At 58.2% G+C, this 15,764-nt stretch carries 16 protein-coding genes; all 16 read right to left on the reverse strand.

Annotation, left to right across the window (positions count from 1 at the left end):
* Window positions 1-2: 2 nt before the first annotated feature.
* Window positions 3-794, reverse strand: coding sequence for a DNA adenine methylase (locus tag FRH_RS14905; protein WP_281997152.1), 792 nt, complete (start codon window positions 792-794; stop codon window positions 3-5).
* A gap of 279 nt (window positions 795-1,073) precedes the next feature.
* Window positions 1,074-1,541 (reverse strand): right-handed parallel beta-helix repeat-containing protein, encoded by a 468-nt coding sequence (locus tag FRH_RS14910; protein ID WP_281997153.1) that lies wholly within the window; start codon window positions 1,539-1,541, stop codon window positions 1,074-1,076.
* A gap of 275 nt (window positions 1,542-1,816) precedes the next feature.
* Window positions 1,817-2,203: a DUF4376 domain-containing protein gene (locus FRH_RS14915; RefSeq protein ID WP_281997154.1), complete on the reverse strand. Its 387-nt coding sequence runs from the start codon at window positions 2,201-2,203 to the stop codon at window positions 1,817-1,819.
* Complete coding sequence (locus FRH_RS14920) at window positions 2,200-2,604, reverse strand: hypothetical protein (protein ID WP_281997155.1); 405 nt, start codon at window positions 2,602-2,604, stop codon at window positions 2,200-2,202. Before FRH_RS14920 ends, FRH_RS14915 begins: the two co-directional genes overlap by 4 nt.
* A 14-nt stretch (window positions 2,605-2,618) precedes the next feature.
* A complete protein-coding gene (locus tag FRH_RS14925) occupies window positions 2,619-3,668 on the reverse strand; it encodes a hypothetical protein (protein ID WP_281997156.1) in 1,050 nt (349 codons plus the stop codon).
* Window positions 3,669-4,544, reverse strand: coding sequence for a hypothetical protein (locus FRH_RS14930; RefSeq protein ID WP_281997157.1), 876 nt, complete (start codon window positions 4,542-4,544; stop codon window positions 3,669-3,671). It lies immediately after the preceding gene.
* 1 nt (window position 4,545) lies between these two features.
* Window positions 4,546-5,979 carry a hypothetical protein gene (locus FRH_RS14935; protein WP_281997158.1) on the reverse strand — a complete coding sequence of 478 codons (1,434 nt, stop codon included), beginning with the start codon at window positions 5,977-5,979 and terminating at the stop codon, window positions 4,546-4,548.
* Window positions 5,976-11,519 carry an EF-hand domain-containing protein gene (locus FRH_RS14940; protein ID WP_281997159.1) on the reverse strand — a complete coding sequence of 1,848 codons (5,544 nt, stop codon included), beginning with the start codon at window positions 11,517-11,519 and terminating at the stop codon, window positions 5,976-5,978. Before FRH_RS14940 ends, FRH_RS14935 begins: the two co-directional genes overlap by 4 nt.
* 18 nt (window positions 11,520-11,537) lie before the next feature.
* Window positions 11,538-11,855: a DUF1799 domain-containing protein gene (locus FRH_RS14945; RefSeq protein WP_281997160.1), complete on the reverse strand. Its 318-nt coding sequence runs from the start codon at window positions 11,853-11,855 to the stop codon at window positions 11,538-11,540.
* A 47-nt stretch (window positions 11,856-11,902) separates the two neighbouring features.
* Window positions 11,903-12,226, reverse strand: a complete 324-nt coding sequence (locus tag FRH_RS14950; RefSeq protein WP_281997161.1) for a hypothetical protein — start codon at window positions 12,224-12,226, stop codon at window positions 11,903-11,905.
* Between the two features lie 61 nt (window positions 12,227-12,287).
* Entirely contained in the window at window positions 12,288-13,244 is a 957-nt protein-coding gene (locus FRH_RS14955; RefSeq protein WP_281997162.1) for a hypothetical protein, read from the reverse strand.
* Between the two features lie 11 nt (window positions 13,245-13,255).
* Window positions 13,256-13,657 carry a hypothetical protein gene (locus tag FRH_RS14960; RefSeq protein WP_281997163.1) on the reverse strand — a complete coding sequence of 134 codons (402 nt, stop codon included), beginning with the start codon at window positions 13,655-13,657 and terminating at the stop codon, window positions 13,256-13,258.
* A complete protein-coding gene (locus FRH_RS14965) occupies window positions 13,657-13,935 on the reverse strand; it encodes a hypothetical protein (RefSeq protein ID WP_281997164.1) in 279 nt (92 codons plus the stop codon). Before FRH_RS14965 ends, FRH_RS14960 begins: the two co-directional genes overlap by 1 nt.
* Before the next feature lie 9 nt (window positions 13,936-13,944).
* Complete coding sequence (locus tag FRH_RS14970; RefSeq protein ID WP_281997165.1) at window positions 13,945-14,352, reverse strand: DUF1320 domain-containing protein; 408 nt, start codon at window positions 14,350-14,352, stop codon at window positions 13,945-13,947.
* Between the two features lie 14 nt (window positions 14,353-14,366).
* Window positions 14,367-15,275: a Mu-like prophage major head subunit gpT family protein gene (locus FRH_RS14975; RefSeq protein WP_227407548.1), complete on the reverse strand. Its 909-nt coding sequence runs from the start codon at window positions 15,273-15,275 to the stop codon at window positions 14,367-14,369.
* Between the two features lie 41 nt (window positions 15,276-15,316).
* On the reverse strand, window positions 15,317-15,745 hold the full coding sequence (locus FRH_RS14980; protein ID WP_281997166.1) for a hypothetical protein: 429 nt from the start codon (window positions 15,743-15,745) through the stop codon (window positions 15,317-15,319).
* Between the last annotated feature and the right edge of the window lie 19 nt (window positions 15,746-15,764).

Below are 15,764 nucleotides of genomic sequence, written 5' to 3' on the forward strand. Positions count from 1 at the left end.
GCCTAAAACAAACCCGCCGGTTCGGCATCTACATCCCAACTGAAGATCAGCACCTCTTTGGCGTCTGAGCCTTTGCCGCCGCCGACGGTGTAGCGTATGTCGGTGGTTTCGATGTGGTAGCCCGCGAAGATCCGGCGGATGTCTGGGTGGTCGTTGAGGCTGATGATGGCCTTGCCTTTCAGCTTGGTCAGCATGCTCGCCATTTCCTCGTACTGCTCTATGCCAAAGGGTACTCCATATCCTTCTGTCTGCCAGTAGGGCGGGTCCATATAGAAGAGCGTGTGTGGGCGGTCGTATCGCTCGATGCAGTCTTGCCAGCTTAGGTGTTCGATGAACGTGCTGGCTAAGCGTAAGTGTGCAGCGGACAACGTCTCCTCTAGGCGTAGCAGGTTTAGCCCTGGTGGGGTGGTGGTAGCGGTGCCAAACGTTTGGCCTTCGATGCGGGCACCGAAGGCGTTTTGCTGTAAGTAGTAGAAGCGAGCTGCACGCTGGATGTCCGTGAGCGTTTCTGGTCGAGTCATCTTTAGCCACTCGAACACTTGTCGGCTGGATAGCACCCACTTGAACTGCCTAACAAACTCTTCTAGGTGGTTCTGAACCACGCGATACAGGTTTACCAAATCGCCGTTGACGTCGTTTAACACCTCGACGTCTGCGGGAGAAGGGCGCAGGAAGAACAGCGCGGCCCCTCCTGCGAAGGGCTCTACGTAGCACTGGTGCGGCGGCATCAGAGGGAAAATACGATCAGCGAGGCGGCGCTTGCCGCCCATCCAAGGAATAATTGGGGTAGCCACGAGGCGTCTCCTTTAAGGGTTTGGAGCTCGTGGCTCTCTGCTGGTTTAAGTGCCTACAGCGCGGGCACTTTATTTCGATGAACTGATAGTCGCTGACGTTGGCCAGCTTGCGATTGCACTGCTTACAACGGATTTCGATTAACACCATGTCAAGCCTATAACGAATCTAACGTTTGGCTTAGACTCTCTAATGCCTAGCTAGGCAGGGGAGTCTTGGCCGACTTGCAGGTGTGTTCTGCTTGTTGGTGACCACCTTAGGTGTGTCCGCACCTAGGGTGGTCACTCCTCTTCTGCTCTTATCGCTTCACGATACTTTCTCAATACCTCTATGCCTGATGCTGCAACAATAGCCAAAGCAGCTGTCATCGGCTCTATTGCTAAAAGTCCAGCACCGGCTGCAGCGGCACTAAGAATCCTATGAATAACTGTCTCTTCCTGGCCTTGAGATTTACACTCAATAGCCAACGCAAGTAGTGTGTCGAGTTGTTTTTTTGGCACCGCCTTGGGGTCAATTCCTAGATTTTCATAAACAACCTGTGGCCCATTATTTGCTATAAGTGCATTCAAAAGAGAGACTTGGCTGTCTGATACAACAACGCCATCGCCTCTATTGCCGGTAATTTTTGCGTTGTCTAGTATCGCAATGCTACCGGATGCGACACTGACACCGTCACCTCCGTTATTGCATACACTGGCCCCAGTGAGATCTGCAAAACTATTTCCTTCTATGCGTACGCCTGCCGCCATTTCGGATACTCCATCTCATTAGTAAGTCTTGATTATAGAGCTAAACTAACTGAGAGATGTAATCCTATAGAGAGAACCGCCTTGTCCCACTTACAAGTGTTCTGCTTGTTGGTGGCCACCCTCGATGTGTCCGCACTTCGGGTGGCCACTCCTCCCTGTGCTACACTATTTTATGTAAGTATGCCCCTTTGGGGATGATCGCGAGTGATCTTTGTGTCATTAGCAATTGTAAGTGATAGCCCCTCAGTACGGGGATCTAGCTCATGGATGAGCTTCTAAACCTGCCAGCTAAGCCCCTCAATGCTCCCAATCTCTCCCGCCACTATTTGGGCCTGATACTGCCCCTCCAATGCGATCAGTGCGCCACGGCGTTGTGCGATGGCCTGTAGGGCTTGCTCGACGTCTGATAGGGGGTGATTGGCGTGGAACTGGCCGTCGCTATCTTTCCATGCTGCGAAGGTTGCTTGCTGGCCCTCACGGGCGAACTGGACGACCTCTAGTAGAGCGGCGCGGTTGCTGGGGTCTCCGCTGTAGCGAATGCCGTTGATGACCACGCCCTCGGCCTCAGCAGCTTTGCGGGCTTCTTCCAGTGAAGCTAGCAGTTGTGCTTTACGCTGCTGCGCTATTTGTTCTGCGGGGATAAACCAAGGTTGAGCGCTCATTGGGCAGGCTCCATGCTTTGGGGCTCGTGGTGGATGAGACGTACCGTCCATGCTCCAGTGGTTGGGTCGCGCCAGTACTCTGCCTTGCCGCTTTCAATCAGCTCTATGGCCTGCGAATTAGTTGCTTCGACGTAGCGAGCTTCAGGATCGTATGTTGCTGCATCAAACCATCCGGCTGCACGGGCACCCCAAGGAATGTCGCCAGTCTGGGTGGGTTGTGCCAGTACGACATGCAGCTCACTCTCACTCCAGGTCATGTCGAAAATGCCAGACGCTCGCGTCTGATCGTTACCGACAAACTGTGCACCTTCACTGAATGGCGAAAGGTCGAAACCATTAACTACTAAACCACTAATTGCGTAAGATGCAGGGCCAGCGCCCGCTAGAAATTTCAGTTTCATTTTAAGCCTCTTTTTTAGAACCAATAGGCTAAGCCCTGAAGATATAATTGACCGCCCGAACCAGGAGAACCTTTGATCAGGCGCGCATTCGCTTGTGTTGCTCCGACACTCACAGCCACTGCTGTCGAATCGTTGTTGGTGCAGCCGTAAACTCGCGGGAAGCTTAAATTTGGCAAGGGATAGGTAAATGCAATGGTTTGGCTCTTATATAAGCCACCCTCAGCTATATCTACTTGGATATTAGAAATAGTTGTTGACTTAAACTCCACAGTGCCATCTGCGCATTTAGACCATGATCCAAAGTCATTGCTGTCACGCTGGAAGATAGCGCCTGTGGGGACACCGTCTGAATGTGAGACTGTGCCGAGGATGCTGCGGTCGTGAAAAACGCGACTCCACTCACCCCACACGCCGGAATAGCTACGTTCCTGTACACGGACTGTTGCCCCAGCAATATTTCTCCACGTTAAAGTGCCCTCCGTGGCATTGTATCTTTGCCAGAACAACGTGCCGAAACCCGGCGATCCTGGAACCGATTGATTTACTCGATATAATCCCGACGGCACACTGGTCGGATTGTCATTTAGAGATGCTAGAGGCCAAACAGGCGGCGAGATAGCTGCACCAAACCCAAAAGCTCCCTGAGCGATTAAATCACCAGGGCCACCCACAACCCCTCGGCTATAAGCTTCTCCTGCCTCATTCGGCAACCCACTGCCCGGCGCGTGAACAATATTGTCTGCGTTGACGCTAGCCGCGCTTTGCGCGGCGGAGGCGGCTGCTGTGTCGACCGCTTGACGCTGCTGGTCGACGTGTTGACGGTCAGCCGCCACGGCGAGCCGATCATTACCTACTTCTTCACGTAGTGTTTGGCACTGTTGCACATACTCAGCGGCGGCTTGGGCGTTGCTTTGGGCCGATAGGCCCATGATTACGGCTTGTTGAAGGCACGGTATAAAGCGGACGGTATAACCCAGGCCGTCCAGGCCTGTGTTGGGGTCGGCGTCGTCGGTGTAGGTCTGGCCGTTACCGCCCAGCGCTTCGGGGAACGTTACGCTCGCCATTTATAGGATCTCCAGTAGTGACATCGTGTTTTCATAGTTCGCGTGATAGGGGTGCGTGATGCCGTTCAGCTCGGTTTGCTGGGCAATCATCGTGCGGGCGAAGTTGGCGGCGCTGGGTACCGGCGACCACAGATAGAGGATCTCGCCGACGATGTCTTGCGCGCGTTGCAACCGATGAAGGCGCAAAAATGCCTCGTCTTCATTGAGGTTCGAGAGCTGAAAATTCACGGTGCGCTTGGGCGTCACGCGGCGGGCGTAGCCAGTCCGCGCTGCATCACCTGCACGGGTGATCTGGGTACCGCTGTCGTAGCCGTGCTGAACGCCGTAATCTAGGTTGTAGCGGGGCTGCCAGACGTCAGCGAGCATCACGCGCCCTAATGTGATTGCACCGTCCAGGTTGCCGGTATCGAGCAGCTCCACATGCACGCTGCTGCCCAGCAGACGGTCAGCGAAAAATACAGTCATGAGCGGGGTGTAGGCGCTACGGTCTTCTTCGGTCAGCCGCCGGTTCCAGAAGTTGTCGTTGCCCCACACGACATCATCCAGGCCGTACACCACAGGCCAAACGTTTTGCCAGCCTGTGTCGTAGATCAGGTCGGTTTGCTCAGGGTCGCGGTAGACACGCGCACGCACTGTGGCAGCTGCACTGAGGTTGTGAGCGAGGATGGCTAATACGTACAGCGGGCGTCGCCGATCGGTCGTGATTGAGAACTGTGTATGTGCCGGGTCGAGCGATGCCGATTTGGAGACCACTGAGGTACGGTTGTCCTTAACATGCTCCAGGGGCAGCGTGTTTAACCATTCGCCGCCGCTGACTACGGACGTATCGATGTAGTTAGGCCAGCACAGCGCTATTTTTTTAGGATCAAGTGCCATGTTAGCCCCACAGGTTCAAAGTGATTTCGTCGGTTTGCGCGTTGAGCCGGTAGCCTGTCACACGCATCGTTCGGCCTGCGCCGTAGCCCTGGCGAGGAGTGATCAGCGTTAGGTTGCCGCCCACGGTGGGCAGTAGCGCCTCATTGGCTTCGACCGTGACTGTGTCGCGGCGGACGCCGAGCAGGGCCAGCACGCGGTCAGCGACTGCCTGGCTCTGCGCGTAGCTGGCCAGCACGCTGTTAATCGTGAGTTCACCGGCTAATGGATGGCGTTCAATCACAGTTTCATCGGTGGCCACCACGCGGCGAGTCTGTCGCGCCAAGCGAGCGCGGCGGGCCTCAGAAACGTTGCTCTCAAGGTCCGGCTGCACGGTTTCGATGCGGTCACAGTCGATATTGACGCGCCACACTGGCAGCCCGCCGGGGCCAGCGCCGGTGGCGCTGCGGCTGACGGTTTGAATCGCGTAGTCACGAATCGCAGTGTCGGTTGGCTCGGGTTCTTCCCAGGTGCCTAAACGCAGAACTTGGTCAGCTTGTGCGGATAGGTAGCCGCCGATGCTCTCCGCGATACGATCGAGCAGGTCTAACGTGTTGGTTTGAGTGGTGAGGTAGACACGCACTGCGCCGTAGGTATTCAGCGTGGTCACATCGTCTTCATGCAGGGTGTAGCCGCGTTCTGCCGCCAACGCTTGGGCAACGGCACCGGCGCGTGGGTCGGCTTGTTCGGCATCGACGGTGAGCGTGCCCGTAGCGTTATCGCCTAGGCGCATATAGCCCTGAAAAGCCCGGAAGGTGCCCTCAATCGGAGCTGTGCTTTGCAGCTGCGCCAGGCTTGTATAGGCACCGCCGTTATCAAGCGCCACGCCTTTGTCGTAAACCGCTTGAATCGTGCAGTCGGGCAGCGATGACACCTGGTAGATCAGCTTCGCAGTATTGACCAGCACCGGCTGGGCGTTTCGGGCCTCACCCAACACCAGCGGCTTAGGTTCGCCTGCGATGTCGTCTTGGGTGCCTTCCAGTCCATTGGGCAGTACGTTATCGCCTGCATAGGTCTCCATGGGGTGCGGCGAGCGTAGCGGCTCCAGCGGATCACGCAGCACCACAGAGACTTCGTCATCTGAAAACGCCAGGCGTGCGACGGTACCCACTACTTGCGGCACGCCATCGAGAGCGAGCACCATCTCGCGACCGTCCACGGCGTAGTCTGCGAGGTAGTCCAAGCCGCCATCGGCGTTGATCAGCGTCGTTTCACCGTAGCCGCTGCGGCTTTGTTGCAGCAGTTGGCCAGCGTAAAGCCCCGCTTCATACAAGCCCGGCTGCATAATGCGCGGGTCGTAGAAGTGGTCGGCATCATCCATGTAGCGGCCCAAGCTAAAGCGGATCGTTTGCGGCTGGTTCTCTTCGTCGCGAGCTTGAATGGTGAGTGTCCACGTCATCGTTTCGCCGCCTCCAGCCGCTTGTCGTCTTCCAGTTTTTTCAGCATGCGATTGCCGCGCTCAGTGGCGGCGATCTGCTGCGTGGCGGCGGCTCCGCGCTGGTTGTTGGCGGCTGCCAGGTGCTTGTTGCTTTCGCCTTGGAGCCGGGCGTTATCGCGGCGTAGCTCTGCGACTTCTCGTTTTAGGTCGCGTAGGGTTTCCACGATGTCGCTGTTGCCCAGCAGCGGGTAACTGGGGAGTGGTGTGGCACGCGGTGTTGGTGTTGAGCCTACCGCCTGCCCACTGTTGAGGGCTTCGAGCATGCCGCGAACGCCTGGCTGCTTAACGACTTCGCTACGTACGACGAACTCTTCAGCGTGCACGATGCCTGCCGGGTCCCACTTGCCGCCGGGGCCTGTCCAGCCGCCGTTGGCGAACGGTGCCAGCTCACCGGTCAGTGAGCGGTATTCCCGGCGCATGCGCTCCAGTTCGTTCTCTCTGCCGTCTGCTAGTTCTAAGCGCCGAGCCGTCCACGCGGCCTGCTGGCTTTGGTATGTCCAGCCTTGTATCTGGCTTAGGAAATTACCTTGATCACCATCTATCCAGTTGTAGCTGCGGTACCTGTCCACGTTGCCATTTGCGTTTTGGCCAGTGGCGGCTGCTAACGAGTAAAACTCATCAATTTTCGACTGTGTGGCAGCTGCATCAGCCCTTATCGATGACGCTTGGCGTTCCTTTGAAATACGGTCACGCTCGGCCTGTTCCGCCGCTGCCCGCTCGCGCTCAATTCGGGCGCGCTCTGCGTTGGCGACGCCCAAGGCGTTGATAGAGTCGGTGAGGCTATCGATGCCGCTGTTGAAGCCCACCATCTGATCGGTGGAGCGTGCCATCTCGCTTACCAAACCATTCAACTCACGCAACTGGTCGCGGGCCTGTTTTTCCAATGAGTCGGTGTTTGCTTCGGTGCCTTCGTTTGAGCGGTTGAGCGCTTCGAGTCGGCTGATGGTGCCGCTGCCGTCGGCGTCCAATTTAGCGAAAATACGCTTCAGCTCTTGGTCGCTTGCGAGGCCACTAAATGCGCCGTAAAACTCGTTCCAGTCGATCAGGCCGGAGGTATCGAGGTCGATCGCGTCGAACATCGGCTTCAAGGCGGCACCAATACCGCCTGCGAGGCCTGATAGACGAGCATTGCCCAGTTCTTGACGGCTGATAATGCTATCGCCGTTCACGTCGATTTCACGGATGAGCCGCTTAATTTCGTCGTCAGTGGCGATCGGAGAGAGCGCTGAGCGTACTTGTGCAGAAGTGAGCTGGTTTTTATCAAGCTCATTCATCTTGTTGCGTAGAACCGTGCCGAGCACGGTGTCGCTCGGTAGCGACTGGATGATGACGCTCTCCAGGCCTGACATGACGCCGTCGCTGTTGAGATCCACCGCACGCAGAATGGCCGTTAATTGGGCATCACTGGCTTTGCCGTTCATGACTATCGCGAGCTGCTCGCGTGTCAGTACGCCATCAATGCCGCCTGCTAGCGTCTCGAAGTAGTTGGCTAAATTGCCCGCAATGCTGGATGGGTTATCGCCGCGTAGCACGTCGCCCAGTCGAGTGCTGATGCCTTGTGTTTGCTCACGCAGGGCCGTTTTAATCTCATCGGCCAGGAATTGCTCAGCGCTAATCGACTCCGGCAGCGCTCGGATAGCCGCATAAACGTCTTCTTGGATGCGCTGTCCAGCGGCGCTGCTGGCGTTATAAGCCTTATTGGCCTCCAGCACCTGCTGCGCGTATTGAGTGATGTTCTGGAGCGCCGTGCGGTCGCCGTTTTCAGCGAGCACGAGCTGGCGAGCGAGCTGCTCTTGTGCCGTGGCCAGGTTCCTCTCTGGGGTGCCGCTGGTGGCCATCTGCTGGTCTAGCCAGTTGCCGATGTTGCCTAGCTGCTGGTTGAGCTGGTCGCGTACACGCGCCACTTCGCTCTGGTAGTTACGTGCTGCCTGGGTCGCGTTCTGCTGAACCGCGATCTCATCTTGAATCGCCCAGATGCGCTCCTGGGTGGGGCGTAGGGCTTCGTCGATCGTGGCTAGTTCGCGTTCGCGCTCAAGTGCTAGAGCGCCTTCGGCATCGCCCATCAGGTTCAGCAGCTCGATCTGCTGGCTGAAGGACTGGCGGTCGAAGGTTTGCCAGGCTTGGCGCACTTGCGCTTCAGCGTCAGAAACAACCGCGCTGGCGTCGGCGAGCATCTGCTCGAACTGCTGGCCAACACGCTCCAGGCCGCGCTCGATTTCCACCAGGGCCGGGGCTAGGTTCATTGCCTGGTTGTACAGCTCACGCCCGGAGACGGTAGTGAGGTCGATACCGTCGACAAGCTCACGCAGGGCATCGGTGGATTCGATCACGCGCCCGGTGCGTGCTGTAAAGGCACCCATAGACTGCGCGGCGGCGTTCATAGCGCGCTCTTGGCGCTCGGCCTCGGTGAGTACGTTTTGATAGTAGAAGTCGGCGCGGGCGCTGAACGCATCGATGCCGCCCGCCAGCTCGGCTAGGTGGCTGGCGGCATCGCCACCGGCTAGCGAGGCTGCCAGGCTGTTCTCGTGCAGCTGCTCTAGGATCGGGTTGATGCCGTTGAGCGCGGTCGCTAGGCGGCTGAGTGTGTCTACGGTGGTCTCACCTGCGCGGGCGTACTGACTGGGGTCGGTAACCGATTGCGCGGCGCTGTTCACCACGTTTTGCAGCCACTCTTGAACCGCTTGCTCTACCTCCGCTTCATCCAGCCCTTTGGTGCTGATGCGAGTGAGGCCGCTGCTGAACGCGTTTAATGCGCTGGATTGCTGCCCTAGGGTTTCTAGCGTCACGGCTAGCGATGCTTCCTGGGCGGCGTAGGCGTCCTGCAGCATCGCCTCAAGCTCGCCATCTAGAGCGCTAGTGCGGGTGCGTGATTTAGAACTGGAGAACCAGCCGCCGCTCTTGCGTTGGCTCTCGAACTGATTACCGGTGATGTCGCCAGAAGAGACGCCGAGATTCAGCCCGGCGTCTTTGGTTTCCCAGGAGCCGCCGAAGATGCCGCCCAGTGCAGAGCCTAGCGTGGAGCCAGCAAGCGCGCCCAAGGGGCCGCCAAAATAGGTGCCCACCGCGCCGCCGATAGTGCCCAGTGTACTGGAATGCTTACCCTGGCCAAACAGTTGGCCGCCGAGCCAGTTACCCGCCAAGCCTGCGCCCAGGCCCGCTAAGCCCTGCATGCCGCTGAAGTTGTTCAGGCTGCCGCCCATGAAGCCGGTTTGCCCCAGGCCACTGGTGGCCGCATTTGCAAAGCCGGTACCGCCATACGCTGATGCGCTGCCAACACCGCCCCACTGAATGCCGCCGATACCGCCTTGCAGTGCATGCCACGCGTTGTTAATGCTGCCGGGGTTTATGCCAAATCCACCGTTAGCACCGGCGCCCCCCATACCACCTGCACCGCCAGTGTTAAAACCTAGCGAACCCGCGATGGCCACCGTCAGCCGTTGGGTGGTGAGCATGTGGGCAATTTCAGCGAGCGACTGCTGAATGCCGCCTTTGACGGTATCCATGGCGTTGCGGCTGCCATCAATCAGGCCGAGCCAGAGATCCACCCCAGCATCGTCCACGCGGCGGATGCCGTTTTCAGAGATGGTGGTCCAGGTAGAAACATCCACGCTGATTTGGTCGGCTGCTTTTTTAGAGGTGTCGGTGACCTCCATATACGACTGCTGCAGCGCGCCCATAAGCGATAAGTAGTCAGCGGCGCTGACACGGCCCATGGCGAATGCCAGGTTGAGGGTGTTTTGATCCTGGGCGAGCTGCACCGTCTCTTGGCGGTGGGGGATCATGCGGTTGCGTAGGGCTTCGATAGCGTCGGCTTGCTCGCTGGCTGCTTTCGCCATCTCTTTGGCCTTTGCCGCAGCGGCTTCGCTAGCATCGCCAATTTCAGTAACCGTGGGAGTGACTTCGCGATTGCGTTCACCCAACTGACCAATTCGGCTTTCTACTAGCGCAATAGCCGCTTCAAGGTTGGCGGCTTCTTGCTGGGTAGCGTTGCTGGTTTCGCCCAGCTCACGAACGGCATTGGTCTGTGCCGTTACGTCAACGCCCAAGAAACCACCGCCGCCATCGCCTTCGATCTGGCCGACCTTGGTAAAGGCTTCAGCTGTCACTTCAGCCTGTGCGCGTACTTCCGCCAACTGACCCACCAGCGATGTCAGCTTGAGCTGAGCAGCGGCCTGGTTCATGTCGTCAAGCCCATTCGTCAGCTGGTTGACCGCTGTGGTGTTGGCGTCGATCTGGGGAATGGTTAGGCCCAGTTCGTCGCGGAAGGTGTAAATGGCTAAGCCTGCTAGTGCGACAGCACCAGCGGGGCCACCCAATAGCATCATTGCGCCAGAAGCTACGCGTGTAGCGCCTGCTAAAGCCGTTTGGGCAGCGGCGGCGGTACCAGACACACCTGCCATACGAGCCAAGGCTAGTTGATAGGCGATAGTCTGTTGTGTGGCCAACACCTTGGCCGCAGTGACATTGGCCAACGCAACAACGACGCGCCCGCCAATCAGCACGGCCATTAATTCCGCGCCTGTTGCCAGTGTGTCGATATTATCGGTGAGGAATTGAACCGTATTACTGGCGTTGGCAAGCGTGCTCTCGAATATATCGGCAGCCCCTGCATCACCCACGGCAAGATAGAACTGGTAGATGGTGTCTTCCAGGTTGGACGCCTTACCGCTCAAGGTGTCCATCTGGTCGCCCATTGCCCCTGCAAACTGGTTCTCACCAATCTGTTGCAGGTACTGGCTGATAGCTGCGGCGCTGTTGGCCACGGTGGTTGTCACGCCTTGGAAGGTGAATGATATTTGCTCACCTTCTTTGCTGGCACGAATACCAAACTCTTTTAAGCGCTCAAACTCGCCAGTGGTGGCATCGGCGACGGCCTCCACCATCTGCATCATGTCTTTACCCATGGCAGAGGCGGTGTTGCCATAAGAGCGCAGCGCTTCCAGGCTGGGGTTTAAGCCGAGTGACTGCATGCGAATAAACGCTTGGACTGATTGATCCAGCGTGAAGGGGGTTTCAGCGGCAAAACCTAACAGCGTATCCCATGCTGCTGATGCGTTCTCAATCGACCCAGTCACCGTTTTGAGTGACCCCTGAAGCTGCTGAGAGCTACTAACAGCGGCGTAGGCATTCATTACAAAGTCACGAGCACCGATGGTGGCCAGGGCAACGCCTACGCCTGCGGCTACCGTTCTTAGCTGATCTAAATGGCCGGTGACGGTTTGCGCTTCGCCGCTGGTTTGAGACAGCGCCTGAGATGCCACGCGCCCACCTTGGGCGGTTTCGGTACCAAACGTGCGTGCCTCTCGGCCTGCATCGCGTAGGTGTTCTGAGACCGTCACCGCGCTACGGCCTGGTGCCGTGAGCGCGGTATCGGCTTTGCGGCTTTCCCGCTCGGTGGTGGTACCAAATTCCCGCACGTCATTCCGGGCATCTTTGAGAGTGCCCGAAAGCTGGCGGCCATCGCCAGTGAGGGTGACGCTAAGCGTTAGATTGTTCGCCACGGTGTGTCCTTCTAACGTTTAGTTGCGGGGTTGGTTCATGACGCTGAGCGCGCCGCGCTCGATAAGCTGCACTTGATCCAGCCGCTCAAGTTGTTCTGATGGTGAAAGCTGGTAGAGGCTGATAACGCTAATAATGGCCTGTACATCTAGCCCTTCGCGGTGGCCTTCCATGCCCCTGCAGAGCCATTGGCGAGAGCAGCGAAGGAAGGTTTCGAGGGCTTGCCAGTTCTCTGGCAGCACTTCGAACAGCTCCGGCTCGACGGCTTCTGCTTCCGCCTCTTCGGCTAGCTCGCCGCCTAGGGTGATGCCTAAGGCGGCGAGGTCTTCCTTGACCAAGTTGGGCTGGCCACTGCTGGCCTCAGCCCAGTACGCACCAGCCTCGACTAGGTTCGCGGACGGTTCTTTTTTGAGACGCTCTCGTGATATGCGTTGACCAACGCGGTGCTGATCGCTGGATCATTTTTGGCGGCTTGCAGCTTGTCGTCGCCTGCCAGCTCTTTCCCTTCATCGTCCGTTAGGCAAATGTCTTCGACGCCCACCAGCACCTGATCGAGCAGCAGCGTGTCGGCGGGCATATCGCGAAGTTCGTTTTGTGGCATGACTTTGAATACGGCTTTGAACTTGCCGCTGTTCTCTTTGCCGTGTTCGTCATACACGGTGAGTGAAACGGGGTACTTATAGGTGCGCTTTGTATTAACTGTGAACACGGGTCTTTCTCCTGGGGTTAATCGCGCTTGAAACGCTGGTTAAGTGCTGGTTAGCCGGTGGTTAAGGGGCTTCGGGAATTGGGGTGCCCACGACGATGCGTACTTCGTCGTTGCCGTCGACTGACTCGGGCATGTAGTTGATCGTGAGCATTTGCTTGCCTTTCACGCCGCTGTATGTCGGTTGCTCAATGCCGATCGCGGGCATGTAGAACGTGATCATCTCTTCCGGCGTTTTGCCGTGCGTGAGCTGGAGTTCGCCGATTTCGGCGTTTTGGTGAATGGCGAAGTAGTCCTTTACGCCGACGCCAGGGTCTTGGATCTGCACGGTGCCTGAAGGGCCACGCCCGGTGATCTCGATATCTGCACCACCCACGACTTCAGACATGTGCTCGACCTGGCCAGCCATGTTGAGCGAGAACTGGCTGAAGGGAGAGCTGGCACCGTACAGTCTGAGGTTCTCAGTGTTGGTACTGTTGACCGTTAAGGCTTTACGCCACTGGCTCAACGTGACTGCTGGCAACTCCTCTGCTGTGACTGGACTAACCAATCCGTACAGCGTGAAGCGAACCACCGGCGTACTGTTACCGTTCAGCGTGAACTCTGGCGTGCCGTGTGCGCCGCGCCCCTTGTGAAGGTTGCCGTCCATGTGGGCGAAAAACACACACGAGTCTTCGTCATCAGAGACAGGGCTGTAGATGACGCGCTCGCCCACTTCAATGACTTCGCTCCAGCCGCATGCGCGCAGCATCTTGCCCCACGGCGGCGGGGTGCCTAGCTCACCGCTGGTGTTGAGTTCCACCTCAACCACCACCTGAATATGCTTTTCACCGGGGGCTTGAGGTGAGTTGCCGTAGTAGGGGCGCACGAAGTTGCGCTCGATGTTGTTACCGGCCAGCGGGGTGGTGGTGATTTCACGCGCCAGTACCGCATCAATAGCGGAATCGGGCGTGGTGGTGCCGTCGTTGTATTCTGATTCTAGGGCGACTCTGAGCGCCCGGCGGTTTTCTTTCATGCTCACGGTTCGTTCTCCTACCACCGGTATTCAGTGGTGAATACGTCGACCCAGAAAAGGGCGTGACTCTTTAGGTTCAGGATTTGGCCGCGTTGCCATTTGATGGCGCTGTCGCAGTCGTCCGGTATCCAGTTGATCAGGCTGTTCAGCATCGGCTCGCGCAGTAGTGCCAACTCATCGTCGGTATTGCCCAGCGGTAAGTTGCGCCGCTGAATGCCGGTAACGAGCAGCACCTCGGGCCGCACCAGGTGATCGGCTCCGTTGCTCATGTCATGGTGAATGACGGTCTCACGCCCTAACACCAGCATCCTGCTGGGGTTCTGCTTGGTGTTCTGGGCAGCGTCTACGTCAGCAGCTAGCTGCACCTTGGGGCCACCCAGCGCGTTAAGCCGTGCTAGCCAGGGCGTGAGCGAGAGCATTACGTGGCCTCTTTGCCTGGTTCGTCAGCCGCTGGCTTAGCAGGCGGTGGGGCTAGCTCTACGGTCAGCGCGGGGTCGTCGCTGATGGCTTTGTAGGCGCTGCCTTTGTCGTCCAGCGTCAGGTACTTCCACTCGTTCGTGAAGATCACCCCGCTGTTGGTGCGTTTGGCACCGGTGGCTTTCGTTTTCACCCGCACCTGGACGTCTTTGCGCGGTACCGGCGGGGCTTTCTTCTCAGCGCTTTGCTCAGGCGCTTTTGTGGTCTGTTTGGCACTCATGGCCATCTCCTAAAAACCGCCGCCGTTGAACACCTGGCGGCCTGGGTTCATGTGCACGCTGCCTGCGCTGCTGGATGAAGGGCCGGTGGAGATGCCCAGCTTGACCTCGCCACGCGAGACCGAGCGCAGGAACTTCACCGCGTCGTCGTAGCGCTTCTGCACCTGCTCGCTAGCGTGTTCGTCGTACAGCCGGTAACGGGCAATGTCGCAGGCGTATGCGGTGACGATGCGCGGCACGGGCGACAACGGTACGGGGTAGCCCGCCGCACTCACGTAGCCGTCGATCTCGCCGCTGGCGTCGTCGCAGGCGCGGTCGACGGCTGCGTCATCAATCTCACCATTAGCGTCATGGGCGATGGCCTGTAGCTCGTCTTCGCCGAACCGTGCGATGAGATCCGCTTTCGTGCAGTACGGCATGGGTTAGTGCTCCGTTACGCCGCTGCGCTGGGCAGCCAGGGGTTCATGATGAGCTGTGAGGTGTTGGCCCATTCGTTGGTCGCGCCTGCCTCATTCATGGCGTTGGTGAGCACACGCCGTGCGGGGCCTTCCATGTTGCTCGGCACCATGGTGTGGCTATGGCGCAGGGCCAGTGGCCGCTCATGGTCGCCCTTCAATTCCTGAAGCTTTTTGCGAGCCAGCTCATAGTTCTCTGCGTTGAACGGCTGATTGGAGCGCACCACCAGTTGCCACAGGCCTGCACCGGCATTCACTCGGGCATCTACGCCCATGAGGAAGTTGTCGGTCATGAAGACTTGGGTGTCGTTCAAATTGGTCAGGGCGCGGAAGTCATAATCACGGCGCTTCTGGAACACCATCGGCTTGATGGCACGGGTTAAGTCCATGACGTACCAAGCCGCGCCATTACCGCCCATATCATTGGAAACGCCGACCAGCTTGTTTTTGGCATCCAGCACCGGATGGTCATTGGCAAACAGGCGCTTGCCGTCGTAGCAGATTGGGTTGGCGGCCAGTACCTCAACGGCGATTTCATTGGGGTGCTGACGGCTGGAGCGACCAAACTCTTCGTACACCGGTGCATACAGGCCGTAGGTGTCGTCTTCGATACTGTCGCGAGGCACGCCAGCAGTCAGCTCGAACTTGCGGTTTCTGATCGAGAAGTCCGCGCCTTCCAGGCCGTGGATGACTCGATCACCCAGCCACTCACGCATACGCGGCAAGGCTTTGAGCCATGGGTACACTTCCACAGCGGTGGTGCTGTTCACGACTGTGCAGAACTGTTCGTAAACGCTGCCCGCGTCGCCGACAGAGTTAAAGCCTTGCTGGAAGTTGGCCCGGTAGGCCTTGAACAGGGCGTTCAGGTTGGCGTTATTCAAATCCATGGTTGCTATCCTCTTGGGCCAAGCGGGCCGTTAGTAGGGCGTTACAGGTAGACGCCAGAGGTGGGGTCAATCAGCACCCACACGCCAAAGTCGTCTACGCCGTCGATGATTCCGGCAAGGGAGCGGGTCGCCTCGCCATCGGTTTTGGCCACTGTGTGGTCGTCCACCAGGTAGCAGGGCTTGCCAACATCAGCGGCGGTGATTTCCTCTGCCGCTGCGGAGTTGTCGAAGGCAAAGCAGCCGATCTTCACATCGACGTGCTGGTCACCTGCACCGCCGGTGGTGTTGTCTTGGTAGTGGGTCGCGACGCCAACGGCCACCAAACCGGTTGCGGTAGTGCCCGCCGCCACAAAGCCGCTGGCGGCCAGGGCCACGATGCCGCCTGCAAATACCACGGCACTGGCTGCTAAGGGATAGTTACGGCTGGTGTGATGGCGGTACGGCGTATTGCGGTTTTTGCTAAGAGCCACGGTGATATCCTCTTGCGGA

It is taken from the genome of Halomonas sp. A020 (genome assembly GCF_027943625.1).
In the GTDB taxonomy this organism is placed as follows: domain Bacteria; phylum Pseudomonadota; class Gammaproteobacteria; order Pseudomonadales; family Halomonadaceae; genus Vreelandella; species Vreelandella piezotolerans.